Genomic DNA, 26,095 nt, shown 5'->3' with positions numbered 1-26,095 from the left:
TCCCGTTTATCCAGGTTAATTCATGCCGGCAGTTTGGGTAGCATTTTACGGCATTGAAACTTATGGATTAACGTATGACAACGATGACAACACACTCCGCCTCGCGTCACCACGCTGCCTGGGGCGCTATCTTCTCTATGGCGCTTGGCGTGGTGGTGCTGATCGCCTCGGAATTTATGCCCGTCAGTCTGTTGACGCCGGTGGCGCAGGATCTGGGCATTAGCCAGGGACAGGCGGGCCAGGCGATCTCCGTCAGCGGTTTTTTCGCGGTGCTGACCAGCCTGCTTAATACGCCGTTAACCGGTCGTTTCGACCGTAAAAAAGTGCTGCTCGCCTTTACGCTTTTACTGACAATTTCCGGTCTGACTGTCACATTCGCGCCAGACGGACTAATTTTTATTGTCGGACGCGCGCTGCTCGGCGTGGCGATCGGCGGATTCTGGTCGATGTCGACGGCGACCATTATGCGCCTCGCGCCGCCGCATGCCGTGGCGAAAGGGCTGGCGCTGATTAACGGCGGCAACGCGCTGGCGGCCACCGTCGCCGCGCCGCTGGGGAGTTTTCTCGGCCAGTATATCGGCTGGCGCGGGGCGTTTTTTATCGTCGTGCCGCTGGCCGTCGGCGCCTTTATCTGGCAGTGGCGCGCGATTCCGTCGCTGCCTGCGCAGGGCGACAACCACACCGCGAATCCGCTGCGTCTGCTTGGCTTGCCGCACGTCGCGGCAGGCATGGCCGCGCTGCTAACGCTGTTTATGGGGCAGTTTGCGATTTTCACCTATCTGCGCCCGTTTATGGAGTCGGTTACGGGAGCCAGCGTCAGCGAGCTTTCGTTTATTTTGCTACTGTTGGGCGCAGCGGGTCTGCTGGGAACCTGGTCGGTTGGCCTGCTGCTGCAGCGACATCTGTTTCGCTGGCTGATCCTGATCCCGCTGGCGATGGCCGCGCTGGCTGCGCTGCTGATCTGGCAGGGAGATTCGCTGCTGATAACCGGCGCGCTGTTAGCCGCGTGGGGCCTGATCTCCACGCCGGCGCCGGTCGCATGGGGGCTATGGCTGAGCCGCGCGCTGCCGGAAAACGCGGAGGCGGGCGGCGGCCTGATGGTAGCCGTGATCCAGCTGGCGATTACCCTGGGCGCGGCGCTGGGCGGCGAACTGTTTGACGCAGTAGGTTGGTGGAGTCCCTTCGCCTTTGGCCTGGCGCTGCTAATTATCTCGGCTATCTTTGCCGTGCTGGCGAGCCGCCGCGATCGTCACCGACATGCCGTACGCTAAGGCGGCATTGTCGACTTAATTACCGCCAGGGCAAGCGCCCTGGCTTAACCGTTGCCGGAGGCACCAGGTCATGCACAACCTTGATATGCAGGTATTAAAAGCAGGATTGCAGTGGGTTGACGCGCATGAAGTATGGCTCTGTACGGTGCTTTCTACCTATGGATCGTCGCCGCGTCCGCCCGGCGCGATGATGATTATCCGCAAAGGGGGGCATCACTGCGGTTCGCTTTCAGGCGGCTGCGTTGAAGAGAGTTTTATCGAACGCATCGATCGCAACGCTTTCCCGGCCGCCAGCCAGGTGGTGCGCTACGGCGAAGGCGGATTTGAGCCGGACAGGGCGCTGCCGTGCGGCGGCGTGCTCGATATTCTGGTGGAAAAGCTGTCGCCCGGCGCTGAGAGCCGCGCCTATTTGCAGAAGATGCACGATGCGTTGGTCGCCGCCACAGCGGTGAAAAAGAAAATTTTTCTGCCGCATGCCTGTCATGCGCTGGAGCCGGCCGCCTATACCAACAGCACCCTGACTTACCGCGACGGCGCCGCCATTACCCTGACGCTCTCCACCGCGCCCAGGCTGGTGATCGGCGGGCTTTCCAGCGTCGCGGTGTTCTGCGCCAATTTTGCCGTCGCGCTCGGCTTCGAAACCATCGTGTGCGAACACCGGGATGAGGCGCTGGAGAATATGGCCGCCTTGCTGGACGCGAACGTCAGGCTGATTAAGCAGTTTCCCGCCGTGTATCTGGAGCGGGAAGGGTGTCATGCCGGGACGGCGATCCTGTCGCTTACCCACGATCCGCGCATTGACGATCTCACCATGATGGAAGCGGTCAATCTGCCAGCGTTCTATATCGGCGCGATGGGGTCAAAAAAGAACAGCCTGAGAAGAAAAGAGCGGCTTGGAGAGTATGGCGATCTTACGCCGGAGCAGGTCAGCCGCATTCACGCGCCGGTCGGGATCGATATCGGCAGTAAAACGCCGTCGGAGATTGCGCTGTCGGTAATGGCGGACATCGTGCGCTATAAAAACGGCTGCGCAGAGGCGGTTGAGCCAGCTCTGGCAGAGCCGTGGGAGCAGGGAAGTCTGCTATGAGATTCGCCATTCTGGTGATGGCGGCAGGCTTCAGCCGCCGCTTTAAGGCGAGCGGCGGAGAGCATAAGCTACTGGCCTCGCTGAACGGCAAGCCGGTTTTGCAGCACACGCTGGAGCATGCTGTTGCCACGGAGCTCGACGTTTTCGCGGTGACGCGGCCGGAGGATACGGCAATCCATGCGCTGATTTCCGGTGGTCGTGCGATTGTCTGCAGCAGCGCGGGCATCGGCGACTCTATCGCCGCGGGGGTAAAAGCCACCGCAGAGTACGACGGCTGGCTGATCACGCTGGGCGATATGCCGTTTTTAACTGTGGAAAGCCTGCTGGCCGTGGCGGAGGCGCTGCATCACGCGCCGCTGGTTCGGGCAGAAGTCGAAGGCGTGCCTGGACATCCGGTGGGATTTCAGCGCGCCTTCTTTTCCGCGCTCGCCAGTCTGAGCGGCGACAGCGGGGCGCGTGCGGTACTGAAGCGCGCGCCGTGCCTGCCAGTAGCGTTATCCGATCAAGGCTGCCTGCTGGATATTGACACCCCTTCAGATCTCAGTCGCAATTAAATCTGTCAGCGCAGACGATCGCCACTGCCGCAAATTCCCTGCATAGCGCGATCAGAGAGAGTCTGTCGACGGTGCGGCAGTGAACGCACAGGCCAGCCCAGGCGTGAGCATGGTATTATTCAGGGCGGTTTTATGCGTCTGGAGGATGCACTGCCTGGAATCACATTGGTTCGCATAATGTATATTATGTTAAATAAGAAATCACTCAGAGTCAGGACGCTGCGCGCATACGTCCTCTCTCTTCCCTTTTCTCTTCTTACAACTTAAACAGCGCAATCTGCCACAGCACCGATCGGCTTGTCGTCTTTCGTCTGTGATAAAGCGCCAACCCTTGTCGGCGCGTAGATTTTGCGAGCCGCCTCGGCTGCTGCGCTTTTCCCACTTTCGCATGCTAAAGGCGACTGCTAAGGTCCGGCAGACAAAAAGCTGGCCGAGACTTCAGGATGAAGCGAACTTGCACGCCGCATGATGCGGTCTTTAAAACCTTTCTGACACACCCGAGAACCGCTCGCGACTTTTTAACGCTGCATCTGCCGCCTGGGCTGCTGGCGCTCACCGTCAATAAGAACCGCCGCTTCAGGCGGTTCTTATTGTGTGCCCGCCTGCCTGCTACTGCTTAAAGCTGACGATACTCACCCAGTTTGCATCCTTGCCTACGGGCGCTTCAGCGACCCTTTTCAGTTCGCCGCTCGCTTTGGCAATAGCATAGCTGCCAATGACCGCGCTTTTCTCACCGCTGGCGATCAGCCAGCGTCCGTCAGGCGTAATCGCGATACCGCGCGGCTGCTTCTCAACCGGCCAGCTGTTAATGAGCTGCAATTTTCCATCCGGCTGGCTGATGCGATAGCCCGTTACCGTGCTGCTGGTTCGCTCTGTCACGTAAAGAAAACGCCCGTCAGGCGTAATCTTGATATCGGCCGCCCAGATGCGCGGCGTGGTGTCGCTGTAGCTGGCGGTGCGTTCTACGCCGTGCTGCAGATGATATTTCTCCGCGACTGCGTTGGGATAGTCAGCTACCCTGGTCAGCGTGCCATCCGCTTGCCGCGCGAACTGCACGATGGCGCCGCTCATTTCACCAACGTTATAGAGAAAGCGGTTATCTGGCGACAGCGCCGAGTGCCGCGGGCCGTTTTTCTCCGCCGTCGCGACGAAGCCTTTTCCGAGCGGCGTCAGCTGGCCATCCGGGTGCAGCGCCAGCTGCAGAACGCGATCGGTGCCCAGGACGCCAACGTAAGCGAAGCGATTTGTCGCGTCGACAATGACCGAATGCGCGGCGTGGCCGGTCTTGATCTCGTCAATGAATGGCGTCTCTATTTTTCCGCCAGCGCCGAGGCGATAAACATGCACCAGGCCGCTATCGTAGGAGGCCGCCAGTAAAAATCGCCCTTGCCTGTCCAGGCTGATATAGGGATAGCTTGCCGCGGCCGCGCCCTCAGACGACGGCGTCAGCGCCCCGGTTTTGCCGTTGATGGACCAGCTCACCAGCCGCATCGGCTGGCTGCGCACGGCGGCATAAAGCGTCTGCTTATTGGGACTTATCGCCATCGGCATCACTTTGCCGCCCGCTGGCGTTTCGCCAAGGTGCTTTAGCGCGCCGCTTCGATCGTCTAAGGCGTAGCGTGCGATAGTGCCATCTTCCGCCGCCGATACGTAAACAAAGGTCTGCGCTATCAGCGGGCCGCTAAAAGCGACGCCAGTCAGTAAAAATGCGTGACGTAATGCCGGGTTTACCTTCATGCCCCTCTCCTTTTAAGGCCTTAGCAGCGCAGGCCGCTTAGCGTCATAGCGCCAGTTTTCGATTAAATATTGCATACCAAGTGCATCGTTGCGGTTCTTTTCCGGCAGCGCGTTATAGCGCGCATGAGCCTGTTCCACCCGTTCCATATCCAGTTCGATGCCAAGCCCCGGGCCTTCTGGCAATTCAAGGTAACCGTCTCTTATCTGCGGAGCCTGACGTGTCAGCTGCTGACCATCCTGCCAGATCCAGTGAGTATCAAAGGCCGTCTGGCGATCGCCAGGTGCCGCGGCGCCCAGATGAGCAACCATCGCCAGCGACACGTCAAAATGATTATTGGAATGGCAGCCGGTAGTCAGCCCCCACTCGTTACATAGTTGCGCAACCACGTTAGCGTTACGCATGGTCCAGAAATGGGGATCGGCCAGAGGAATATCGATGGCGTTGAGCTGCAACGCATGATGCAGTTGACGCCAGTCATTGGCAATCATATTGGTTGCGACAGGCACGCCGGTTGCCCGGCGAAACTCCGCGAGGGTTTCACGCCCAGAATAGCCCTGCTCTGCGCCGCAGGGATCTTCCAGATAGGGAACCTTTCCCGCAAGCTCTTTGCCGTAGCGGATAGCGTCGTCCAGAGACCAGCTGGCGTTGGGATCGACGGTCACGCGGGCTTCAGGGAAACGCTGCAGCAGCGCATTGACGGTTTCTACCTCCACCTCGCCATGATGCACCCCTCCCTTGAGCTTAAAGTCACGAAAGCCATACTGCGCCTGTGCCGCTTCAGCCAGACGCACGACAGCCTCACTGGTCATAGCCTTTTCATGGCGCAGTCGGAACCAGTCGCTCTGCTGGGTGGTGCCCGACTGGTAATCCATCGGAGTTAACTTGCGGTCTGCGATATAGAAGAGATATCCCAGCACCGGTATGCGATCGCGCTGCTTGCCGCTGGCCAGCAAATCCGCTACAGGCAGGTTCAGATGCTGGCCCAGTAAATCGAGCAACGCCGCCTCAATCGCAGCGGCGGCGTTGTAGAATTTCTCTGGATTCATTTGCGGTATATGAATGTCGTTGGTATGCGCGGCGTGCTCAGTACGCGCATCGCTGCTGAATAGCTGGCTCAGCGTGGCATTAACCCGCAAAAGCGAGCTGCCTACCGTCTGCGCCTTAAAACGCTCCAGCAGCCTTAGCGTAGAAGCGTGACAAGGCGCTTCACCTACCCCGGTATGACCAGATGAATCGGTCAAAATAACCAAAATCCGGGTAAAGTAGCAGTTATGGGCGCCGCCGATATTGAGCAACATGCTGTCATAACCCGCTACGGGCACAATACGCATCGTCTTAATGACTGGACTGTCTGACATGAGAAGCCTCCTTGTTAGTCTGACCAGGGCGCATCGATTTGCGACGCAGCAATAGCCATAATCCCGTGACAACCGATACGCTGGTTAGCGCGTAGAGTCCGCCGGTGGTACTGCCGGTTTTCATTTCGAGATAGCCAAATAATGTCGGCGCAAAAAATCCGCCAAGGTTACCGATGGAATTAATCAGGGCGATGCCAGGCGCAGCAATGGAGGCAGGAAGTTCAGCCTGCGGCATTGGCCAGAAGAAAGCCGCGCTTACTTTTGAACCGATACAGGCGACAATCATCGCAACGAACCCAAACCAGGGCGTGCCCAGGGTTGCCATAAAGGTGCCGCAGCCCGCCAGCAGCATGGCCAGCCCCAGCCCTCTGTCCAGCCGCTCGTGCAGGCGATCGGTGGTTTTCCCCAGTAAAAAAATGGCGACAATCGCGCACAGCCACGGAATGGCAGTCAGCAGGCCTGTTTCAAAGCTGTTAAAACCTTCTATACGCTGAATAATCTGCGGTAGCCAGAACACCAGCGTATAGCCGGTCATGGTCATGGTAAAAAAGATCAGACAGTAAAACAGCAGGCCGCGATGGCCAATCAGGCCCCAGCGCCCTGACGCAGTCTGCTGCTCTTCCCGGGCCTCATCTTCCAGCTTCAGCTGCTGAGTCAGCGCCCTTTTCTCCTGCTCGCTAAGCCAGCTGGCCTTTTCCGGTCGCGAAACCAGCACCAGTGCAGCCAGTAACCCCACGATGACCGAGCCGCCGCCCTCAAGAAACATCACCCATTTCCAGCCGGCAATGCCCATAAAGTCGTGCATCATCAGGATGGCGCCGGTGAGCGGGCCGGAAAAAAGGAATGCGCTGGCGGTGGCGCTTAACGCCATTGCCGTGGCGCGACCGCGCCACGCATTGGGCACCCACTGGCGGAAATAGAACAGCACGCCCGGAAAAAAGCCCGCTTCGGCTACGCCAAGTAAGAAGCGCAGCAAATAAAAATGCAGCGGTGTGCTGACGAAGCCGGTAAGAAAAACCACAATCCCCCAGGTGATCATGATGCGCGTCAGCCAGACGCGTGCGCCTAGCTTTTTCAGCATCATGTTGCTCGGCACTTCAAATAACGCATAGCCAATAAAAAAAAGCCCGGCTCCCAGACCAAAGGCCGCTGCGCCGATACCGGCATCGGTTTGCAGCTCGGCCTTAACGAAGCCAATATTGGCGCGGTCAATCTGATTGATAATCAGCATTACCGCCAGCACAGGAATAATGCGGCGGAAGAATTTTCTGGTCGCGGAAGCGATCGCCATTGCGCGTTCGTCATGGGTCACGATGGACATGGTTTATCCCCTGTTAAAGCGTACCGCTACAGGTATACGCAGTCAGAGGCGCTGCCGTTATGTGTAACTGCCCGAGGCACATTGTGTACTCGCCCAGGAGACCAGCGGATTCAGTATGTTATAAAAATGTTGTAATTCATCGGTGTTCGAAATTGTGTGCTGGCTCACTCTGCTATCACCGCCAACGCTTTGAGCGAACAGAGATTATTTCCCATGGCCAGTGCGGTTAAATCTGGCCCTGCCCGAACCTGCTACGCTTAGCCTCCACACCAGGAGGATCCATGAATTCACTTATTGAAATTTTTACCAGCCATAAAAGCGAACGCAGTTTTACCGAGCAGCCTGTTGACGACGCGATGCTGGATCGCATTATCAGCACCGCCTGGCGTGCGCCGACCTCGGTCAATTCGCAGCAGGTTTCTGTGGTGGTGACCCGCGATGCGGCGAAGCGTAAGGAAATTTCGCAGATCGCCGGCGGCCAGCCGTGGATCGCCAAAGCGCCGGTGTTTCTGACCTTCGTGCTGGATATGCATAAATCACGCGTGGCGATGGAGGCGATTGGCCGCGAGCAGATCGCGCAGCAGAGTATCGAGAGCATCGTCTCCGGCGCCACCGATGTGGGCATCGCGCTGGGTTCCGTGATGGCCGCCGCGCGCGCGGAAGGCCTGGGTATCGTGCCGATCGGCGGCATCCGCCGCGATCCTGAGGCGTTAATCAGCCTGCTGGAGCTGCCGGAATATACCTTCCCGGTTGCGGGCGTGGTGATTGGCTATGTCGATGAGCCGTCGCACCAGAAGCCGCGCCTGCCGCTGGAAACCTTCCGCCATGAAGAGGCCTACCGCACCGCCGGGCTGGAGGAGAAGATCGCCGCCTATAATCAGGAGATGGTGCAGCACTGGCAGAACATTGGCCGTTCCGATGGCGAAAGCTGGAGCGAAAGCGTCAGCGGCTATTATCAGAACATCTATTTCCCACACGTGCTGGGCGCGCTAAAAAAACAGGGCTTCGGCAACGATAAGTAACTCTCCGCATAAAAAAAGCGCCCAAATGGGCGCTTTATCTTTTTCTGCGCGAGACGCAGCCACATCGCTATTTAAGCCGGAACGCCACCACGCTGTCGCCGCTTTTGGTGCCGAGCGAGCCGTGGCCGCCAGCGGCAATCACCACATACTGCTTGCCATCTTTACCCATAAAGGTCGACGGTGTAGCCTGCGCGCCCGCGCTCAGCTCGGTCTGCCACAGCAGCGCGCCGGTGGTACTGTCATAGGCGCGGAAGAAGTTATCCGCCGTCGCGCCGTGGAACACCACGTCGCCAGCCGTCACCAGCGGACCGCCGTGCGCCACCATCCCCATCGGGAAGCCGATCGGGAAACGCCCCGGCAGGAACGAGGTGTTGAGGTTTTTGGTGGTGCCGATGCGGCGCAGCCATTCGGTCTTGCCGGTTTTCAGATCGACGCCCACCATACGGCCCCACGGCGGCGCGATACAGGGTATGCCCAGCGCTGACGCGAACTGCTGAATATGGATCGCGTAATCGCCGTGGAAGTTTTCATTCCAGTAAGGCGAGCCATCTTTGGTGAACAGGCGCTCGGTCGCGGTCGCTGGCGTGCGCTTGATCAGGTTGTACTTATAGGCCAGACGCACCGGCGCGGCGATCAGCAGCTGACGCTCCGGATCAACCGCCACCGACCCCCAGTTAAATACGCCGATATTGCCCGGGAAAATCAGCGAGCCCTTCTCGGTCGCCGGCGTCCACGGGTTGCCGTCATAGCGCAGCTCGCGGAAGCCCATGCGGCAGCTCATCTGGTCAAACGGCGAAATGCCCCACATCGCTTTTTCCGTCAGCGGCTGCGGAATAAAGTTGAGGCTGGAGACCGGCTGCGTAGCGGCGAACTTCTCGCCTTCGACGCCGCCTTCTGTCGAGACCTTCACCTGATTAACCGGATAGATCGGCTGACCGGTCAGGCGGTTGAGCACGAACAGGTTGCCGGTTTTAGTCGGCAGGATGACCGCCGGCTGTTGGCTGCCCTGATAGTCGATATCCACCAGCGACGGCTGAGACGGGTTATCGCGGTCCCAGAGATCGTGGTTGGCGCTCTGATAACGCCATTTAAAGGCGCCGGTTTTCAGATCCAGCGCCACCAGCGCATCGCGGAACTTCTCCGTGTTGCTGTCAGGATCGCGCTCGATGCCTACTTCATCCGGCGAGGCGTTGCCGAACGGCACATAGACCAGGCCGTTTTTCAGGTCGGCGCTCAGCGTCGCCCAGGCCACCGGGGTATCCTGCGGATAGGTCGCGTCCGCCGCAATCGGCTGGGTCGCCTCCGGCTGAGCCGGATCGAAGTTCCACACCAGACGGCCGGTAACGGCGTCCCAGGCGCGGATGACGCCGGACGGGTTGCCGCGGTTAAAGCCGTTGTCCATTACCGAGCCGCCAACAATCACCAGGTTGCCCGCCACCAGCGGCGCAGAGGTTTGCATCAGCGCATGCGGACGCACCTCGCCCATATTGGCATGCAGATCGACCACGCCGTTCTGCCCAAAATCGGCGCACGGCTTGCCGCTGTCAGCATCCAGCGCCACCAGCTTCGCATCGGTGGTCGCGTTGTAGATACGCTGACGGCAGAGCGCCGGCTGCGCTGCGCTGCCGTCAGCTGCCGCACTGCCACCGTCGTAGAAGCTGACGCCGCGACAGGTCTGATGCTGCTGCATATAGGAGCGATCCTGCGGCGGCGCATATTTCCATTTTACCGCGCCGGTTTCCGGATCGAGGGCATGCACCTCGTTATGCGGCGTACAGAAGTAGAGCATGCCGTTCGCCTTGAGCGGCGTCGCCTCAAAGGTGTATTCGGTCGCGTCGTCGCTCTGACGCAGATCGCCGGTATGGTAGGTCCAGGCGACCTCAAGATCTTTCACGTTATCTTTGGTGATCTGATTCAGCGAAGAGAAGCGCAGCGCATTGGTGGAGCCGCCGTAGGCTGTCCAGTCGTTGCCCGCGCCATTTGAGGCAGACGGGGCGCGCGCATTGGCAATGGTTCCCTGCTGCGGCAGCGGATCGTAAAAGCAGAGACCGATCACCAGCGCGATCATCACCACTACCGTGGTGCCGAGGAAAGGATGGAACCGGCGCTGAGTCAGCGGACGCACCACCCAGGGCAGCGCCAGCCAGACGCCGAACAGACCAAACAGGTCGCCACGGGGGATCCACTGCCACTTGTCAAAGCCCACTTCCCAGATAATCCAGAACAGGGTAATCCACATCAGCAGCGCGTAAAGCGACAGCGCGCTGCGTTTATTCAGAAACAGCAGTATCGCGGTGAGCAGTAAGCCTGCGGCCATCAGCGCATAGAACGCGCTGCCCCCCAGCAGCAATAGCTTCCCGCCCATATAGAGCATCGCCACGGCGACAATCGCCATCACGATACTGGTTAGCTTGTTAACCATGATCCTTTTTTTCCTCATTAAAGGGTCGAAATAAAACAAATACACATAACTTCAACGTTATTTTAACTTAGGTAAATTTTTGTTAAAAACGCAATAACTTACGAGCCTTTAGCCGGGCTAATGGATCTGGTGCTGCGAAAGATGAAGCAGACGCGATTTGCAGGGGGCCATGACGAGCACAACCGAGCGCCATGGTACGATACGGCTTATCAGTTACCTGGCTTTACCGCATCATTTGTTCAATATGCTGACAAATAACACACATAAATTTAACGTCACCGCGCTTTATCGGGCGGGCTCCTCCCTGTGGACGCCGTCGGCGTTGCGTGACTGCACCTTAATGATGCGCAGGCTAACCATTAGGCTGGTTATTTCATCTCTGCCTCGCGCGTAGCGCCCAGCCAGCGGGCCTGCTAACGATTCGGCACCGATTTTGCTTCTCCCATGCAGACCCTATTCATGCAGGAGAGGCACCATGCAGCCAAGTCGCTATCGTTACGTTATCTTTTCCCTGTTGTTCTTTGTCGCGCTGATCAATTACATCGATCGCGGCGCGCTGTCGTTTGCCGCTAACGCCATCTCTCAGGAGTACCACTTCACTAAAGTGCAGCTCGGCGCAGTGCTGGGCTATTTCGGTTTCGGCTATCTGTTTGGATCGCTGTGCGGCGGATTCCTTGCGGATCGGCTCGGTACCCGTAAGGTCTGGCTGATGGCGGGCGTGCTCTGGTCGCTGCTGGAGATCGCCACCGCCTGGGCGGGTGACCTGGGCATGGCGCTGTTTGGCGGCTCGGCGATTATGGGCTTTGCCGCCCTGCGCATTCTGTTCGGCTTCTCCGAAGGCCCAGCTTACGCGCTGATGAACAAAGCCATCGCCCACTGGGCGCCGGATAACGAACGCGGCTTCGCGCTGAGCATCGGCCTGCTCTCCACGCAGGTAGGATCGCTGCTGACCGCGCCGATTGCGGTCGGCCTGCTGCTGTTGACCCATGACTGGCGCATGATGTTTATTCTGCTGGGCGCCTTTTCGCTGCTGGCGATGCTGCTGTTTGCGCGCACCTTCAGCGATACCCCGGAACAGCGACCGGCGGCGAACGCAGCGGAGCGCGCGCTGATCCGCGAGGGTCAGCGTCAGGAGGCGCACACCGATACGGTGCTGCCCTGGTGGCGTTTTTTCACCAGCCGCACCCTGGTGTGCAATGCCCTCGGCTACTTCTCCTTTCTCTATATCACCTTTACGCTGGTGACCTGGCTGCCGAAATATCTGCAGGACAGCTTCCATTACGATCTCCATTCGCTCTGGTACGTGGCGATGATCCCCTGGAGCGGCGCCTGCCTGACCGTACTCCTCGGCGGCCGACTCGCCGATCGCCTGCTGGCGCGCTTCAATAACCTGCGCGTGGCGCGCAACCTGTTCGCCGCCGTGACGCTGCTGGGCACCGCCTGCTGTTTTATGGCCATTCCCTACGCCGGATCGGCAACGGCGATTATTGCGCTAATGACGCTGGGCAACGCGCTCAACGCCATGGTGAACAACGTCTACTGGTCGGTGGTGATTGACGTGACGCCGAAGGCCTCCGTCGGCGCCTATAGCGGCATGACGCTGGCGATCGCCAACCTTGCCGCCATCGTCTCGCCGATGCTGTGCGGCTGGCTGGCGGAGTACTACGGCTACAACGCGATGTTTACCGTCACCGCCGTGATTGCGCTGGGCAGCATGCTGGCGATGACGCTATTGCAGCCGGAGAAACCGCTGCAGCCGCACAGCGCCAGCGGCGTGGTGCAGCAGGCGCTCTGACCTCTGGCGGCGCGCTACAGCTGGTTACGCGCCACCACGCTCTGCAGCGCTTTCTGCGCCGATAGGCCTCTTCGCGATGGGCGTCGGTACTCTTTTTCAGCTCCTGCGCCCCCGCGGCGGTCCAGCGCTGCGGATAGTCGCCATAGGTAAAGATGGGATAGACGGCGGCGACCAGCCACACCAGCCAGTGACAAAAACGCGCGCGCTGCGGGTCGCCGTGAGGCGGGATCAGCGCAGGATGGCGATCCGCCAGCATCAGCGCAATGGCGGCGCTCTCCGTCAGCACCGCGCCATCTTCGCTTTGCAGGGTCGGCACCTGCCCCAACGGATTAAGCGCCAGCAGCCGATCGCGCGCCTCGCCCGGCTGGTCGAAGCCGGAGACATCTACCCAGCGATAGAGTTCGCCGCAGAGGCTAAACATTAGCTCGCTGATGGCCGAGCCCCAGCCCGGTGCGCCATAGAGCGTGAACATAGCGCTCTCCTTTCAGGGTTGCGATGCGGTAAGTGTAGTCAGCCGTGGCGATTGCAGAAGCGCGCGATGTCGCCGGACTGAAAATCAGCCAGGTTCGCCATCAGCTTCTCCAGCGGCCACTCCCACCAGGCGATCTGCCGCAGGCGCGCGGCGATGGCGGGCGTAAAGCGCATGCGGATCGGTTTCGCCGGCACGCCGCCCACGATGCTGTAGGGCGCAACATCTTTCGTCACCACCGCGCCCGCCGCCAGCACCGCGCCGTCGCCGACCGTAACGCCCGGCAGCACAATCACGCCGTGGCCAATCCAGACGTCGTGGCCGACGATAACGCGCGCGGCGCGGCGGTCGGCGAAAAAGCCGCTGTCGCGCGCCGCGCTGGCGTCGTAATACTCCGGGCAGTAGATAAAGCGATGCTGCGAAGCGCGATCCATCGGGTGATTGGGCGCGCCAAGGCGCACAGGGTTGGCGATAGCGGTAAAGCGGCCTATCTGCGCGTCCGCCACGTGGCAGTGTTCGCCGATATAGGAGAAGTCGCCCAGGGTGCTGTATTCGAGGTAGCTGTGCGCCAGGATTTCGCACTGCTGCCCGACGGTGGTGTCGCGCAGGCGTACACTGTTGTCGATACAAGTCTGCTGCAGTCGGGCGGAAGAGAGAGCGTGCAAAGTCATAATGGCCTCGTCTGATCGGATGTCTGGATAAGCGGCGTGTGCGGCGCGGCGGAAACAGCGCTGACGGTAACGGGCGAAGATGACAGGCGGAAGACAGTGCGATGCGGCGGACTAGCGGGATAACGCGACGAAAAAGGCGGAGTGGTTAGCTCCGCCTTTGTTCAAGTTCCGGCTAGTGAGCCTGGCCGGTCAGTTGCAAAAGGGCAACGATGATCTGCAAGATGACCCGGACAAGATCCAGGAGCAATCTAATCAGTTCCATCACTTTCCTTCTCCTTCAACAGGAGCGCGCTGTTCGGCTACCGAGGCTTTGACTCTACCCGCCGGGCGCCTAAGCACATCTTGTGGAGAGCGCTGAGCGGCACTCGTTGCTAAAGCCACAGGCCAGCACCACCTGATGCCTGCCGGGATTTTTAAAACCGTGCCCCTGGGAGCGGCCAGTCAGCAAGTCGGCTCTGCTTCGCGCTCAACACCTGTATAACCATACAGTATTTTGGCGAAACTTGAAATATTTCTCCGCGCTATTTAGAATCGCAGGTGTGGAGAGTGCTGAGCACCTCGTTCGCAACGCGGTCACCAGCCGTTAAGCGAACAAAAAAATGAAAGGATTTGGCCGTGACGCCAAATCCTTTTTTTATGCCTGTAAAACGCTACTTCGCGCTGACGCGCCACACCGTGTTGCCGGCGTCATCCGCAATCAGCAGCCCGCCCTGGCGATCGGCGGCCAGACCGACCGGCAACCCTCTGACCTGCTTCTGATCGTCGGTCAGGAATCCCGTCACCACCGGCTGCGGCAATCCGACCGGCCTGCCGTTTTCAAATTTCACCCACACTACCTTGTAGCCGTTAAGCGGCGTGCGGTTCCAGCTGCCGTGCTCGCTGACGAAGGCACCGCCGCGATACTGCGGCATATTGTCCGCCTGATAGAAGAGCAGCCCCAGCGGCGCAACGTGCGAGCTGAGCGCATAGTCCGGCTTAATCGCCTTCTCCACCAGATCGGGACGCTGCGGCTGCGCGCGCGTATCCACATGCTGACCAAAATAGCTGTATGGCCAGCCGTAGAAGCCGTTCTCCTGCACCGACGTCATATAGTCCGGCACCAGATCGGAGCCGATCTCGTCGCGCTCGTTGACGATAGCCCACAGCCGGTTACTCTGCGGCTCAAACTGCAGGCCGGTCGGGTTGCGCAGCCCGGTGGCGTAAAGGCGCGTTGCACCGCTGGCGGCGTCGACCTCGAGCACCGCGGCGCGATGGTACTCCGCGCCGATGCCGTTCTCGGTGATATTGCTGTTAGAACCGATGCCGACATAGAGTTTGCTGCCGTCCGGGCTGGCGACCAGCGCTTTGGTCCAGTGGTGGTTAATCGGCCCGCCGGGCAGATCGGTTACAAGCTGAGGCGGCGTACGGATCTGGGTTTGCCCTTCCTGATAGGGAAATTTCACCAGGCTGTCGGCGTTGGCAACATAGAGCGTATTGCCGATCAGCTGCATGCCGAAGGGCGAAAAGAGGTTCTCGATAAAGACGTGCTGCTCCCACTTGCCGTTCACGTTGCGCAGCAGCGTGATGCGGTTGCCGCCCTCGCCGCCTTTGCCTGAGGCTTTCTGCACGATGCCCATAATCAGCTGCTTGGGACGCGTGGTGGGTTTGGCCGGGCCGTTGGCCTCCGCCACCAGCACGTCGCCGTTCGGCAGCGTCAACAGCTGACGCGGATGCTTGAGGTTCTCCGCGATCTTCTCGATTTTTAGCCCCTGCGCCACTTTCGGCATCTCGCCCTGCTTCCACGGCACCCCTTCCGGCACCTGCATCGGCGGCATAAAGAAGTTTTTCGCCTCAGGCAGCTCCGGGTTTGGCCCGGTCTGCTTCTGCGGATCGAGCTGTGCGCCGCTGTCGCAGCCCGCCAGCAGCGCGGTCAGCGCCATCGCGATAAGCGTTTGCTTTTTCATCGGTGCTTCTCCTTAAGCCGTGCGCTGACGCAGCGCGAGTTGAACATTGGCGATTAGCATCAGCGCCACCACGAGAGTCGACAGAATGACGCCGGACGGCACCACGGCGTAAGCGTCGCGGCTGTGAACGAAGGCGTTAACGATCGCCAGCAGGATCGCTACCAGCGTGAGCCAGAAGTGCACCTTCTCCTCGCGGCGGCTGCCGCCGAACAGACCGATCAGGGCGACAAAACGCGGAAGAATGGCGATAACCAGCCCGATGGCGATCAGCCAGCTGGCGGCGTGCGTCCACTCCACGACGTAACTGTTAAGGTAAATAATGTCGAAGATCCACGCCGCCACGAAAAAACCGAGCGGCACAGGTTCGAACAGCGTGTAAAGCGCCACGGCGAAAGCCGATCGTCCCGAAGTTCTGGTCATTATCCTCTCCCTATCAGTAAGCGTTACAGCGCGAAAAACGCGCTGCGCCTGTAAAATATTAGTAAATATGAAGAAAGATGACGGAAAGATTCAGGCGGTAACGCGGCGTCCCTGCCGCGGTGCGGCAATTAGCGCTTGTCGGCAGGCAGGGTTACCCAGTAACCGGGCTGGTAAGGCAGCGGTAAAAATTTCTCATGAAAGGCGCGGAAGGTCGCGTCCGGATCGAGATCGGCGAAGAGATCGGGATGCAGCCACTTCGCCAGCGCCTGAATGGCGACGAACTGATACGGGCTGTCGTAGAACTGATGCCAGATGGCGTGCGCGTGGCCGTTGTGCGCCACCGGCAGGGTTTTAAAGGCGTCGCGCATCATCAGCATCTGCAAACGCTTCTCCGCCGCCTTCACGTCGGCACCCGGCCCGACGCCGACCCACTTGCCGACGGTGTTATAGTTTTTCCAGTTGGCACCGGTCACCACCACCACGTCGGGACGGCTGGCGATAATCTGTTCAGGGTTGAGGGTGCCGAAGGTGCCGGGAATCAGATCCTTCGCGATATTGCTGCCGCCCGCGATCTCCACCATCTGCCCGAAGTTTTCATTGCCGAACGACATGCAGCACTCGTCGGTGTAGCCGCCTGCGCGGTCAATCATCACTTTGGGGCGCGTGCCGTGAAAATCGTTCAGCCGCGCGGTAACGCGCTCAATCTGCTGACGGCGAAAATCGATAATCGCCTGGGCACGTTGCGGCTTATTCAGCAGTTCGCCCATGATGCGAATGCTTTTTTCCGCGTTAACCATCGGCGCTTCGCGAAAGTCGATAAACACCACCGGGATGCCGACCGCCTGCAGCTTCTCAATCAGCTTGCCTTCGTCGGTCGCCGCTTTCGACTCCAGGTTCATCAGCACCAGATCGGGCTTCAGCGTCAGGGCCTGCTCGACGTTGAAAGTGCCGTCCTTGGCGCCGCCGAAGGTCGGCAGCGTTTTAATCTGCGGATAGCGCTTTTCGTACGCCTGATAGCCGTCCCAGTCCGCCTTATGAAAATCGTCGCGCCAGCCCACTACGCGCTGAAAAGGCGCGTCAGTGTCAAACGCTGCCAGCAGATAGATCTGCCGCCCCTCGCCCAGAATAATGCGTTTCGACTCAGCAGCGACCTCAACCTGACGGCCCGCCACGTCGGTGATGGTTTTGGCCGCAGCCGTCCCCGCCATGCACAACAACCCCAGCGCTAACATCCATTTCTTCATTGAATTAACCCATTCAAACGATAATGATAATTATTTATGTAAAGCGCCGTTACTATTACGCAAAATGGGTTGCAGGAAAAGAGATAAACAGAAATCTTTTACCGGCTGTCGAGCAGGCCCAGCTCGCGCCGGTCATGGCTGCAGAACAGCGTCACCTGCGCATCGGGTTGCAGGGAGAGCGCGCGCAGCCGCTGCTGGTTGGTGCGCCAGGCGTCGCGATCGCTGCACATCATCCACTGGTAGAAGCGCAGCCCTGGCGTGCAGTGCCGCTCCGCCTGCCGCATCTCCTCGCGGTAAAACCAGGCGTCGCCGCCGTGCAGCAGCCAGCCGTCGCCCTGCCGCACCGCGATGCCCGCGTGGCCGAGCGTGTGGCCGGGCAGCGGCACCAGCAGCACCTCGTCGTTGAGATCGTCGAGCGCCCTTACGGCATCAAAGCCAAACCAGCGTTCGCCACCGGCGGCATAGCCGCGCCAGCCGCTGTGGTTGCCCCACTGCTGCGGCCGGAAGCGCTGCCGCTGCAGCCAGCTCTGGCGCTGCGGCGCGGTATCCAGCTCCCGCTGCAGCAGATGCACGCGCGCCTGGGGAAAGTCGCTGATGCCGCCCGCGTGATCGAAGTCGAGGTGCGTCAGGATGATATGCCGCACATCCTCCGGCTTAAAGCCGAGATCGACAATCTGCTGCCAGGCGCTGAGCCTGCGGTCGAACTGAATATTGTTGAAGAGCCGGAAAAAGCCCGACAGGCGGCCGCGATGCACCATATCCTGCAGGCCGATGCCGGTATCCACCAGCACCAGCCCGTGCGCGTCGGTTTCCAGCAGCAGGCAGTGACAGCTCAGATGCGCCAGCGGCGAGCGGCTGAAGCCGTCGTAGAGCGCGCCGCCGAAGGGACACATACAGCCGCAGTTGAGGTGATGAACGCGCATGGTTTTCTCCTTGCCTTTCGCCATAGCGGCCAAAGAGCGGGTTAATGATGAACGGGTTAATGAAACAATAATGGTCAGCCCTGCCGCATCTGCAAGCGTGAGCGGCACAATCGGTGGCGCGTTTTTACGGTGCGGCCTTGCTCACAAAGTGGCCAGGCTTCGTGAATTTGTTCACATCGCCCTGTGCGGCTGCCCTAATTTACGGCTGCATTTACCTCGCTTTGGCTAATGCGTAAACAATCGGTGAACGCTAGATTACGAAATGAAACATCGTTTTACTTTTATTTCACACCCAGCGAGAGCCGTCGCATAAGGAGCCTGTGCCGTGAAGATCAGCGCCATAGAAGTCACCCAGTTTACTTATCCCAGCAGGCGTCATGCCGACAGCGCCGGACACTCCCACCCCGGTGATGAAACCGAGGCGCAGATGGCGCTGCTGACCCTGACCACCGAGGAGGGCCACAGCGGCTACGCCTTCGCGCCGCCGGAGGTGATCCGGCCGCACGTGGTCAACGCCTTCTTCCGCAAAGTGCTGATCGGGCAGAACGCCATGGATCGCGAACGGCTGTGGCAGGATCTGGCCCACTGGCAGCGCGGCAGCGCGCATCAGCTCACCGAGCGCGCCCTCTCCGCCGTCGAGCAGGCGCTGTGGGATCTTATCGGTCGCCGGCTGCAGCAGCCGGTGCACAAGCTGCTGGGCGGCTATCGCGAACGGGTGCCCGCCTACGGCAGCACCATGTGCGGCGACGAGCTGCCCGGTGGGCTGGCGACACCGGACGACTATGCGCGCTTCGCCGAGACGCTGGTGGCGCGCGGCTATAAGGCGATCAAGCTGCACACCTGGATGCCGCCGGTGGCGTTCGCCCCCAGCCCGCAGATGGATATCAACGCCTGCGCCGCGGTGCGCGAAGCGGTCGGCCCCGATATCGCCCTGATGCTCGACGGCTACCACTGGTACAGCCGCAGCGAGGCGCTCACCATCGGCAAGGCGCTGGAGAAGCTCAACTTCAGCTGGTTCGAAGAGCCGATGGAAGAGGAGAGCATGGCCTCCTACGCCTGGCTGGCGGAAAACCTCAGCATCGACGTGCTGGGGCCGGAGAGCCTCGGCGGCAAGCACCACAGCCGCGCCGACTGGGTGCGCGCTGGCGCCTGCGACATCCTGCGCGCCGGCGCCAACGGCGTGGGCGGCATCGCCGCCACTATGAAGGTCGCCAGCCTGGCGGAGGCGTTCGGCATGGACTGCGAGGTGCATGGCAACGGCGCGGCCAGCCTGGCGGTGGTCGGGGCGATCCGCAACTGCCGCTGGTACGAGCGCGGCCTGCTGCACCCCTTCCTCGACTATGAGCAGCCGCCGGCCTACCTCAACAGCCTGATCGATCCGATGGATGGTGAGGGCTATGTACAGCTGCCGACCCGGCCCGGCCTGGGCGAAGACATTAACTTCAGCTGGATTGAGACCCATACGCTGAACCGCTGGTAACGCTGAGAGAGAAGTACAGCAAAAAACAATAAACCTCTGACCTGCTGGACTGACCTTATGACTATCCGCACCCGCTGCGGCGCGTGGCTCGCCACGCTGCTGCTGCTGGCGGGCAGCGCGTCGCTTCAGGCGAATACGCCTGACGACCAGCTGATCGTCGGCATGAATATGAACAACCTGCTTACGCTCGATCCCGCCGCCATGACCGGCAACGAAGTGGTCGGTATCGTGGTTAACCTCTATGACGGGCTGGTGGAGCTCGATCCGCAGCAGCTGACGCATGTGCGACCGGCGCTGGCGGAGAGCTGGCGCATCAGCCCGGACAACAGCGCGCTGACCTTTCGGCTGCGCGACGACGTGCGCTTCCATTCGGGCAATGCCCTGACCAGCGCCGACGCCGTCTGGTCGATGCGCCGCGTGCTGCACCTTAACCTGGCGCAGGCGTCGGTGTGGAAATCCTACGGCTTCACCAAAGCGAACGTCGATGAGATGATCGCCGCGCCCGACGCGCGCACCCTGGTTATCCGCCTGCCGAAGCCCAACGATCCTCGTCTGGTGCTCTACTCCCTTGCCGCGCTCGGCAGCATGGTGGTGCTCGACAGCAAAACCGTGCAGGCGCACGCCGTCAATAATGACTGGGGCAACCGCTGGCTCACCACCCATGCGGCCGGTTCCGGCCCGTTTCGGCTCGACGGCTGGCAGGCGAAAGATGTGCTGACCATGAGCCGCGCGCCGGACTACTGGCGCGGCGCGGCGAAAATGCAGCGCGTGGTGTTTCGTCACCTCCAGGAGTCGCAGACCCTGCGCCTGATGATGGAGAAAGGCGATCTCGATATCGCCAGCAATATGGCGATCCCGGACGTGCGCGCCCTGCGTAACGATCCCGATCTCAGTATCGACAGCGTGCAGCGCGGCACAATCTACTACCTGGCGATGAGCATGAAAGACGCCCATTTCGCCAACCCGAAGGTGCGCGAAGCGCTGCGCTATCTGGTGGACTATCAGGGGATCAATAAAACGCTGATGGCAGGCTATGGCGTGCTGCATCAGCGGCCTATCCAGGCCGGGATGCCCGCGACGCTGCCCGATCCCGGCTACCGGCTGGACATAGCACGCGCCCGCACCCTGCTGGCGGAAGCGGGCTATCCCGACGGCTTCGACACCACGCTGCGCGTGCTGGCGGATCAGCCCTTTCTTAACGTCGCCATCGCCATCCAGTCGACGCTGATGCAGGCGGGGATCCGCGCGCGCATCATCACCGGCACCGGTAACCAGATCTATGGCGCGATGCGCGACCGGCAGTTCGGGCTGCTGGTGGGGCGCGGCGGCAGCGGCGTCGAGCCGCATCCCCACTCCAGCCTGCGCTCGCTGGTTTACAATCCGGACAACGCCGACAGCGCGCGGCTGACCAACTTCCAGGGCTGGCGCACCAGCTTCTACGACGCCCGGCTCAACAGCATGATTGACCAGGCGCTGACGGAGCGCGACCCGGCAAAGCAGCAGCAGGCCTATTTCGCTATCCAGCAGCGCTATGACCAGCTGATCCCGGCGCTGATGCCCCTTTCCCAGATGGTGGATTCGGTAGTGGTGAATAACCGCGTCCAGGCCTATCAGCCGCATCCGTCCGCCACCACCTTTTTACGCGACGTCTGGAAAACGCCAGAGAGCCTGGCAGGAGGCACCCCATGATCGCCGCTCTTCCGCAGCTGCGCCGCGTCAGCAAGCGCGCGACGCAGGTGTTTATCACCCTGTTCGGCCTGCTGCTGCTGACGTTTTTTATCGGCCGCGTGATGCCGCTCGATCCGGTGCTGGCGATCGTCGGCCCGGACGCCGATCAGACGACTTATCAGCAGGTTTACCATCAGCTCGGCTTCGACAAGCCGCTGTGGGCGCAGTTCGGCATCTATCTGAACGGGCTGCTGCACGGCGACCTCGGCCATGCGCTGCTGACCGGCCAGCCCGTCAGCCAGGATATTCTGCGCGTCTTTCCCGCCACGCTGGAGCTGGCGACGCTGGCGATCGTTATCGGCGCCGGCCTCGGCGTGCCGCTTGGCGTCATTGCCGCAGCGCGACGCAACGGCGCGATCGATTATGCCGTGCGCGTGGTAAGCCTTGCGGGCTACTCCACGCCCATCTTCTGGGTCGGCATGATCGGCCTGCTGCTCTTCTATGCCCATCTGGGCTGGGTCGGCGGCGCGGGCCGCGTCGATTTCAGTCTGGACGGCGTGGTGCCGCGCCGCACCGGCCTGATGCTGGTGGATGCGCTGCTGGCAGGCAACGCCACGGTCTTCTGGAACGCGCTGAACCATCTGGTGCTGCCCGCGTCGCTGCTCGGCTTTCACTCCCTCGCCTATATCAGCCGCATGACGCGCAGCTTTATGCTGGCGCAGCTGTCGCAGGAGTTCATTCTCACGGCGCGCGTTAAAGGGCTGACGGAGTGGCAGGTGATCTGGCAGCACGCCTTTCGCAATATTCTGGTGCAGCTGCTGACGGTGGTGGCGCTCGCCTACGGTTCGCTGCTGGAGGGGGCGGTGCTCATCGAGACGGTCTTCTCCTGGCCGGGCTTCGGCTCCTACCTGACCAGCAGTCTGATGCTGGGCGATATGAATGCGGTGATGGGCTGCGTGCTGGTGGTCGGGCTGATCTTCGTGCTGCTCAATCTGCTCTCCGACCTGCTCTATCAGGTATTTGATCCGAGGACCAAAGTATGACGCTATCGATCGATACGCCGCCCGTCGGCGCCGCGCGCGAACGGCTGGCGCGCTGCCAGCGCTTTGCCCTGCGCGCCGGCCATTTTCTGCTGCGCATGGCCTGCAACCCGCTGACCGCCATCGGCGGCGGCATTGTGCTGCTGCTCTGCCTGACGGCGCTGTTCGCGCCCTGGATCGCCCCCTGGCATCCGCTGGTGCAGGATCTTGACAACGCCCTCAGCCCGCCGGGCGCACAGCACTGGTTCGGCACCGACGAGTTTGGCCGCGACATCTTTAGCCGACTGGTGTGGGGCGCGCGCATTACGCTCTACATCGTGCTGCTGGTGTCGGTCACCGTCGGTCCGCTCGGACTGCTGCTGGGCGTCACCGCCGGCTATTTTGGCGGCAAGGTAGACGCGGCGCTGATGCGCATTACCGATATTTTTATCTCTTTCCCCAGCCTGGTGCTGGCGCTGGCGTTTGTGGCCGCGCTCGGCCCTGGCCTGGAGCATGTGGTGATCGCTATTACCCTTACCGCCTGGCCGCCCATCGCGCGGCTGGCGCGCGCCGAAACCCTGTCGCTGCGCCAGGCGGACTTTATCTCCGCCGTGCGGCTGCAGGGCGCGTCGCCGCTGCGCGTGCTCTGGCACCATATCGTGCCGCTCTGCCTGCCGTCGGTGATTATCCGCATCACCATGAATATGGCGGGCATTATTCTCACCGCCGCCGGGCTCGGCTTTCTCGGGCTCGGTTCGCAGCCGCCCGCGCCGGAATGGGGCGCGATGATCGCCAGCGGCCGGACCTACATGCTGGAGTGCTGGTGGGTGGTTACCGTGCCGGGGCTGGCGATCCTGATCAACAGCCTGGCATTTAACTTCTTAGGAGATGGCCTACGTGACCTGCTCGATCCCCGCAGTGAGTAACGGCGCGCCGTTGCTGGACGTGCACGATCTGCGCGTCGATTTTGTTAACGGACGTCACAGCACCCCGGCGGTGCGCGGCGTCTCCTTTCAGCTCGGCCGGGAAAAACTGGCGATCGTTGGCGAGTCCGGCTCAGGCAAATCCACCGTGGGCCGCGCCCTGCTGCAGCTGCATCCGGCGAAGGCGCGCATTGAGGCGGCGCGCATGCAGTTCGGCGAGATCGATCTGCTGCGCGCCAGCCCGGCCCAGATGCGTGACATCCGCGGCAGGCGCATCTCGATGATCATGCAGGATCCGAAATATTCGCTTAATCCGGTGGTGCGCGTCGGTGAGCAGATCGCCGAGGCCTGGCGCAGCCACCATCGCGGCCAGCATGCCGCCGCGAAAAAGCGCGCGCTGGAGATGCTGGAGGTGGTGCGCATTCGCGAGCCGGAGCGCCTTTATCAGCGCTATCCCCATGAAATTTCCGGCGGTCAGGGGCAGCGCGTGATGATCGCCATGATGCTGATCACCGAGCCAGAGCTGGTCATCGCCGATGAGCCAACCTCCGCGCTCGACGTCTCGGTTCGCCTGCAAATTCTGGCGTTGCTGGATGAGCTGGTAAAGGCGCGCGGGCTGGGGCTGATCTTTATCAGCCACGACATCAGCCTGGTGCGCAGCTTCTGCGACCGCGTGCTGGTGATGTACGCCGGGCGCGTGGTGGAGTCGCTGGCGGCAGGCGATCTCGATCGCGCACGCCATCCCTATACGCAGGGCCTGCTGGCGGCGCTGCCCGATATCGACCAGCGCCGCCCTCGTTTGCCGGTGCTGCAGCGCCAGGCAAGCTGGCTGAATGATTAAGGAGCGCGCATGATCGCTGTTGAGAATCTGAACCTGAGCTTCGGCGAAGAGGCGGCCCGAACCCAGGTGCTGTTCGACGTCGCTCTGAAGGTTAACGAAGGGGAAATCTTCGGTCTGGTGGGCGAGTCCGGCTCGGGGAAAACCACGGTGCTGAAGTGCCTGGCGGGGCTGATTACCCACTGGCACGGCGCGCTGGCGATAGGCGGAGCGCCGCTCGGGCACCGCATCGATCGCGCGCGCTGCAGACAGGTGCAGATGGTGTTTCAGGATCCTTACGGCTCCCTCCATCCGCGCCACACCATCGGCGATATTCTGGAGGAACCGCTGCTGATCCACGGCATCGGCCAGCGGCAGGCGCGCGTGGTGGCAATGCTGGAAAAAGTCGGGCTGAATCGCGCCTGGCTGACGCGCTATCCGCATCAGCTTTCCGGCGGTCAGCGCCAGCGCGTCGCCATCGCGCGCGCGCTGATACTCGAGCCGCGCGTGCTGCTGCTGGATGAGCCGACCTCGGCGCTCGACGTCTCGGTGCAGGCGGAAATACTTAACCTGCTGAGCGATCTGCAGCAGCAGGCGAATCTTACCTATCTGATGGTAACGCATGATTTAGGCGTAGTGGCGCATCTCTGCCATCGCGTGGCGGTGATGCAGCAGGGTCGCGTGCTGGAGACGCTCGACGTGCCGACGCTGGTGGGCGACCGCGCGGCGATGCCCTATACGCGCATGCTGGTAGAGGCGAGCCGTCACTACAGTCCGGCGCTGGCGAAAGAGATTTAGAGAGGAAAAAGAGGCGCGCGGCGAAGGCGGCGCGCCAGGAAGGCGTTACTGCGTCATCTGACGCACGAAGTCGGCGATTTCCGGCACCTGCCCATGCTCAAACAGGCAGTGCTGCACGCGCGGGCCGCTGAGCGCGGTGCGCACCAGCTCTGGATCCAGCGCGCGCAGCGTATCGAGATAGTTCTCTTTCAGCATCGCCGCTTTTACCTGATTCAGAATGCCGGCGTTACGCACCTGCGGCTCTTTACGCTCAGGCGGATAGCCCAGCCCTTTTTCACCGGTGAAGGCTTTTTCAAAAATAAAGCGCAGGTTCAGCTCCGCGCCCCAGCCAAAGCCTTTGGCGAACGGCAGCGACAGCGCGTTGCCGTTGTTGATCTGGGCGAACAGATAGGCGTCCGCCGGATCGATGCAGTAGCCGCAGACGACGCCCGGATGCAGGTTAAGGGACATTAACGCGCCCTGTCCGGTGCCGCAGCCAGCGATAACGAAATCGACCGCTTTGCTGTTAAGCAGCACGCTGGCCATGATACCGAGGTGAATATAGGTCAGATGGTGATCCTGTTCGTCGCTCATGCCGACGTTAAAGACCTGATGGCCCAACGGCTGCGCGACGTTTTCCAGCTCCTTGCGCACGACGGCGTTTTTAGCGGCCTGGCTGTTTTCCATCATTAATGCGATTTTCATGATCTGCCCTTAAGTATTTATGAAACACCGTTTCATTTTAATCAAAAGCGGCTAAAGTGCATGGACTAATCGCGCACTGAGGCGTGAGGCGTATCACAAAAACGGCAGGCAGAGGCCGATCCGTATGAGGAGGATAAATGTTTGTATATCGATCGCAGATGCAGCCTGAAGCAGCAGGCAATGGCGTGACGCGGCGCGTGCTGGCGCACGGCGGCACCATGATGGCGGTGGAAGTGACCTTTGAACAGGGCGCGATCGGTCCCCTGCACCATCATCCTCATGAGCAGCTGACCTGGGTGCTCAGTGGGCGCTTCGCTTTTACCATTGATGGCGTGACTCAGGAGGTCGGCGCAGGCGACACGCTCTATAAAGGGCCCAACGTGGTGCACGGATGCGTCTGCCTGGAGGCTGGCACGCTGCTGGATACCTTTACCCCGCAGCGTGAGGATTTTCTGTCGCCGGATTAAG

23 protein-coding genes and 1 pseudogene are annotated in these 26,095 nt (G+C 60.9%); 13 read left to right on the top strand and 11 right to left on the bottom strand.

Features of this window, described 5'->3' with window-relative positions; translation table 11 throughout:
• Nucleotides 1-74 precede the first annotated feature (74 nt).
• From ACR6A7_RS11315 to ACR6A7_RS11300, 4 genes and pseudogenes are all read left to right on the top strand, one after another.
• Nucleotides 75-1,271 (top strand): MFS transporter, encoded by a 1,197-nt coding sequence (locus ACR6A7_RS11315; protein ID WP_434124941.1) that lies wholly within the window; start codon nt 75-77, stop codon nt 1,269-1,271.
• 70 nt (nt 1,272-1,341) lie between these two features.
• Nucleotides 1,342-2,358: an XdhC family protein gene (locus ACR6A7_RS11310; RefSeq protein ID WP_434124940.1), complete on the top strand. Its 1,017-nt coding sequence runs from the start codon at nt 1,342-1,344 to the stop codon at nt 2,356-2,358.
• Complete coding sequence (locus ACR6A7_RS11305; protein WP_434124939.1) at nt 2,355-2,912, top strand: nucleotidyltransferase family protein; 558 nt, start codon at nt 2,355-2,357, stop codon at nt 2,910-2,912. Before ACR6A7_RS11310 ends, ACR6A7_RS11305 begins: the two co-directional genes overlap by 4 nt.
• A 443-nt stretch (nt 2,913-3,355) precedes the next feature.
• A pseudogene (locus ACR6A7_RS11300) lies at nt 3,356-3,466 on the top strand (Rpn family recombination-promoting nuclease/putative transposase); the annotation flags it as partial.
• Nucleotides 3,467-3,521: 55 nt separating this feature from the next.
• On the opposite strand, the gene ACR6A7_RS11295 reads toward ACR6A7_RS11300, so the two are convergent.
• Genes ACR6A7_RS11295 through ACR6A7_RS11285 form a run of 3 tightly spaced genes read right to left on the bottom strand, consistent with a single transcriptional unit; the run spans nt 3,522 to nt 7,329 of the window.
• Nucleotides 3,522-4,649 carry a lactonase family protein gene (locus ACR6A7_RS11295; RefSeq protein ID WP_434124938.1) on the bottom strand — a complete coding sequence of 376 codons (1,128 nt, stop codon included), beginning with the start codon at nt 4,647-4,649 and terminating at the stop codon, nt 3,522-3,524.
• Between the two features lie 12 nt (nt 4,650-4,661).
• Entirely contained in the window at nt 4,662-6,008 is a 1,347-nt protein-coding gene (locus ACR6A7_RS11290) for an enolase C-terminal domain-like protein (protein ID WP_434124937.1), read from the bottom strand.
• Nucleotides 5,986-7,329, bottom strand: a complete 1,344-nt coding sequence (locus ACR6A7_RS11285; protein ID WP_434124936.1) for an MFS transporter — start codon at nt 7,327-7,329, stop codon at nt 5,986-5,988. The genes ACR6A7_RS11290 and ACR6A7_RS11285 overlap by 23 nt, the downstream gene beginning before the upstream one ends.
• A gap of 281 nt (nt 7,330-7,610) precedes the next feature.
• Between ACR6A7_RS11285 and ACR6A7_RS11280 the strand changes: the two genes are divergently transcribed.
• Nucleotides 7,611-8,351, top strand: a complete 741-nt coding sequence (locus tag ACR6A7_RS11280) for a nitroreductase family protein (protein ID WP_434124935.1) — start codon at nt 7,611-7,613, stop codon at nt 8,349-8,351.
• A gap of 67 nt (nt 8,352-8,418) precedes the next feature.
• Here ACR6A7_RS11280 and ACR6A7_RS11275 read toward each other — a convergent pair whose 3' ends face one another.
• Nucleotides 8,419-10,773 carry a membrane-bound PQQ-dependent dehydrogenase, glucose/quinate/shikimate family gene (locus tag ACR6A7_RS11275; protein WP_434124934.1) on the bottom strand — a complete coding sequence of 785 codons (2,355 nt, stop codon included), beginning with the start codon at nt 10,771-10,773 and terminating at the stop codon, nt 8,419-8,421.
• Nucleotides 10,774-11,248: 475 nt separating this feature from the next.
• On the opposite strand from ACR6A7_RS11275, the gene ACR6A7_RS11270 reads away from it, so the two are divergent.
• Nucleotides 11,249-12,568: an MFS transporter gene (locus ACR6A7_RS11270; RefSeq protein WP_434124933.1), complete on the top strand. Its 1,320-nt coding sequence runs from the start codon at nt 11,249-11,251 to the stop codon at nt 12,566-12,568.
• Here ACR6A7_RS11270 and ACR6A7_RS11265 read toward each other — a convergent pair.
• The 6 genes from ACR6A7_RS11265 to ACR6A7_RS11240 all read right to left on the bottom strand — a co-directional run bounded on the left by ACR6A7_RS11265 (nt 12,462) and on the right by ACR6A7_RS11240 (nt 18,238).
• A complete protein-coding gene (locus ACR6A7_RS11265; protein ID WP_434124932.1) occupies nt 12,462-13,040 on the bottom strand; it encodes a glutathione S-transferase in 579 nt (192 codons plus the stop codon). The two genes, ACR6A7_RS11270 and ACR6A7_RS11265, sit on opposite strands and share 107 nt — an antisense overlap.
• A 38-nt stretch (nt 13,041-13,078) precedes the next feature.
• Nucleotides 13,079-13,708 (bottom strand): DapH/DapD/GlmU-related protein, encoded by a 630-nt coding sequence (locus ACR6A7_RS11260; protein WP_434124931.1) that lies wholly within the window; start codon nt 13,706-13,708, stop codon nt 13,079-13,081.
• A gap of 650 nt (nt 13,709-14,358) precedes the next feature.
• On the bottom strand, nt 14,359-15,651 hold the full coding sequence (locus tag ACR6A7_RS11255) for a PQQ-dependent sugar dehydrogenase (RefSeq protein WP_434124930.1): 1,293 nt from the start codon (nt 15,649-15,651) through the stop codon (nt 14,359-14,361).
• A gap of 12 nt (nt 15,652-15,663) precedes the next feature.
• Nucleotides 15,664-16,071 carry a DUF2231 domain-containing protein gene (locus tag ACR6A7_RS11250; RefSeq protein ID WP_434124929.1) on the bottom strand — a complete coding sequence of 136 codons (408 nt, stop codon included), beginning with the start codon at nt 16,069-16,071 and terminating at the stop codon, nt 15,664-15,666.
• Between the two features lie 128 nt (nt 16,072-16,199).
• On the bottom strand, nt 16,200-17,315 hold the full coding sequence (locus tag ACR6A7_RS11245) for an ABC transporter substrate-binding protein (protein WP_434124928.1): 1,116 nt from the start codon (nt 17,313-17,315) through the stop codon (nt 16,200-16,202).
• Nucleotides 17,316-17,413: 98 nt separating this feature from the next.
• A complete protein-coding gene (locus tag ACR6A7_RS11240; protein ID WP_434124927.1) occupies nt 17,414-18,238 on the bottom strand; it encodes an MBL fold metallo-hydrolase in 825 nt (274 codons plus the stop codon).
• 325 nt (nt 18,239-18,563) lie between these two features.
• On the opposite strand from ACR6A7_RS11240, the gene ACR6A7_RS11235 reads away from it, so the two are divergent.
• Genes ACR6A7_RS11235 through ACR6A7_RS11210 form a run of 6 tightly spaced genes read left to right on the top strand, consistent with a single transcriptional unit; the run spans nt 18,564 to nt 24,943 of the window.
• Nucleotides 18,564-19,718: a mandelate racemase family protein gene (locus ACR6A7_RS11235; protein ID WP_434124926.1), complete on the top strand. Its 1,155-nt coding sequence runs from the start codon at nt 18,564-18,566 to the stop codon at nt 19,716-19,718.
• A gap of 57 nt (nt 19,719-19,775) precedes the next feature.
• On the top strand, nt 19,776-21,407 hold the full coding sequence (locus ACR6A7_RS11230; protein ID WP_434124925.1) for an ABC transporter substrate-binding protein: 1,632 nt from the start codon (nt 19,776-19,778) through the stop codon (nt 21,405-21,407).
• Nucleotides 21,404-22,429, top strand: coding sequence for an ABC transporter permease (locus tag ACR6A7_RS11225; protein WP_434124924.1), 1,026 nt, complete (start codon nt 21,404-21,406; stop codon nt 22,427-22,429). The genes ACR6A7_RS11230 and ACR6A7_RS11225 overlap by 4 nt, the downstream gene beginning before the upstream one ends.
• A complete protein-coding gene (locus ACR6A7_RS11220; protein WP_434124923.1) occupies nt 22,426-23,331 on the top strand; it encodes an ABC transporter permease in 906 nt (301 codons plus the stop codon). Before ACR6A7_RS11225 ends, ACR6A7_RS11220 begins: the two co-directional genes overlap by 4 nt.
• Nucleotides 23,303-24,169: an ABC transporter ATP-binding protein gene (locus ACR6A7_RS11215; protein ID WP_434125073.1), complete on the top strand. Its 867-nt coding sequence runs from the start codon at nt 23,303-23,305 to the stop codon at nt 24,167-24,169. Before ACR6A7_RS11220 ends, ACR6A7_RS11215 begins: the two co-directional genes overlap by 29 nt.
• A 9-nt stretch (nt 24,170-24,178) precedes the next feature.
• Entirely contained in the window at nt 24,179-24,943 is a 765-nt protein-coding gene (locus tag ACR6A7_RS11210; RefSeq protein ID WP_434124922.1) for an ABC transporter ATP-binding protein, read from the top strand.
• Nucleotides 24,944-24,988: 45 nt separating this feature from the next.
• Here ACR6A7_RS11210 and ACR6A7_RS11205 read toward each other — a convergent pair whose 3' ends face one another.
• Nucleotides 24,989-25,627, bottom strand: a complete 639-nt coding sequence (locus ACR6A7_RS11205; RefSeq protein ID WP_434124921.1) for an RpiB/LacA/LacB family sugar-phosphate isomerase — start codon at nt 25,625-25,627, stop codon at nt 24,989-24,991.
• 137 nt (nt 25,628-25,764) lie between these two features.
• On the opposite strand from ACR6A7_RS11205, the gene ACR6A7_RS11200 reads away from it, so the two are divergent.
• Complete coding sequence (locus tag ACR6A7_RS11200; RefSeq protein ID WP_434124920.1) at nt 25,765-26,094, top strand: cupin domain-containing protein; 330 nt, start codon at nt 25,765-25,767, stop codon at nt 26,092-26,094.
• Nucleotide 26,095: the final 1 nt, after the last annotated feature.

Origin of the sequence: Pantoea phyllosphaerae (assembly GCF_051025595.1) — a bacterium.
Classification (GTDB): domain Bacteria; phylum Pseudomonadota; class Gammaproteobacteria; order Enterobacterales; family Enterobacteriaceae; genus Pantoea.
The sequence above is the reverse complement of the archived record's forward strand: the minus strand, read 5'-3'. Positions and strand labels throughout refer to the sequence as shown.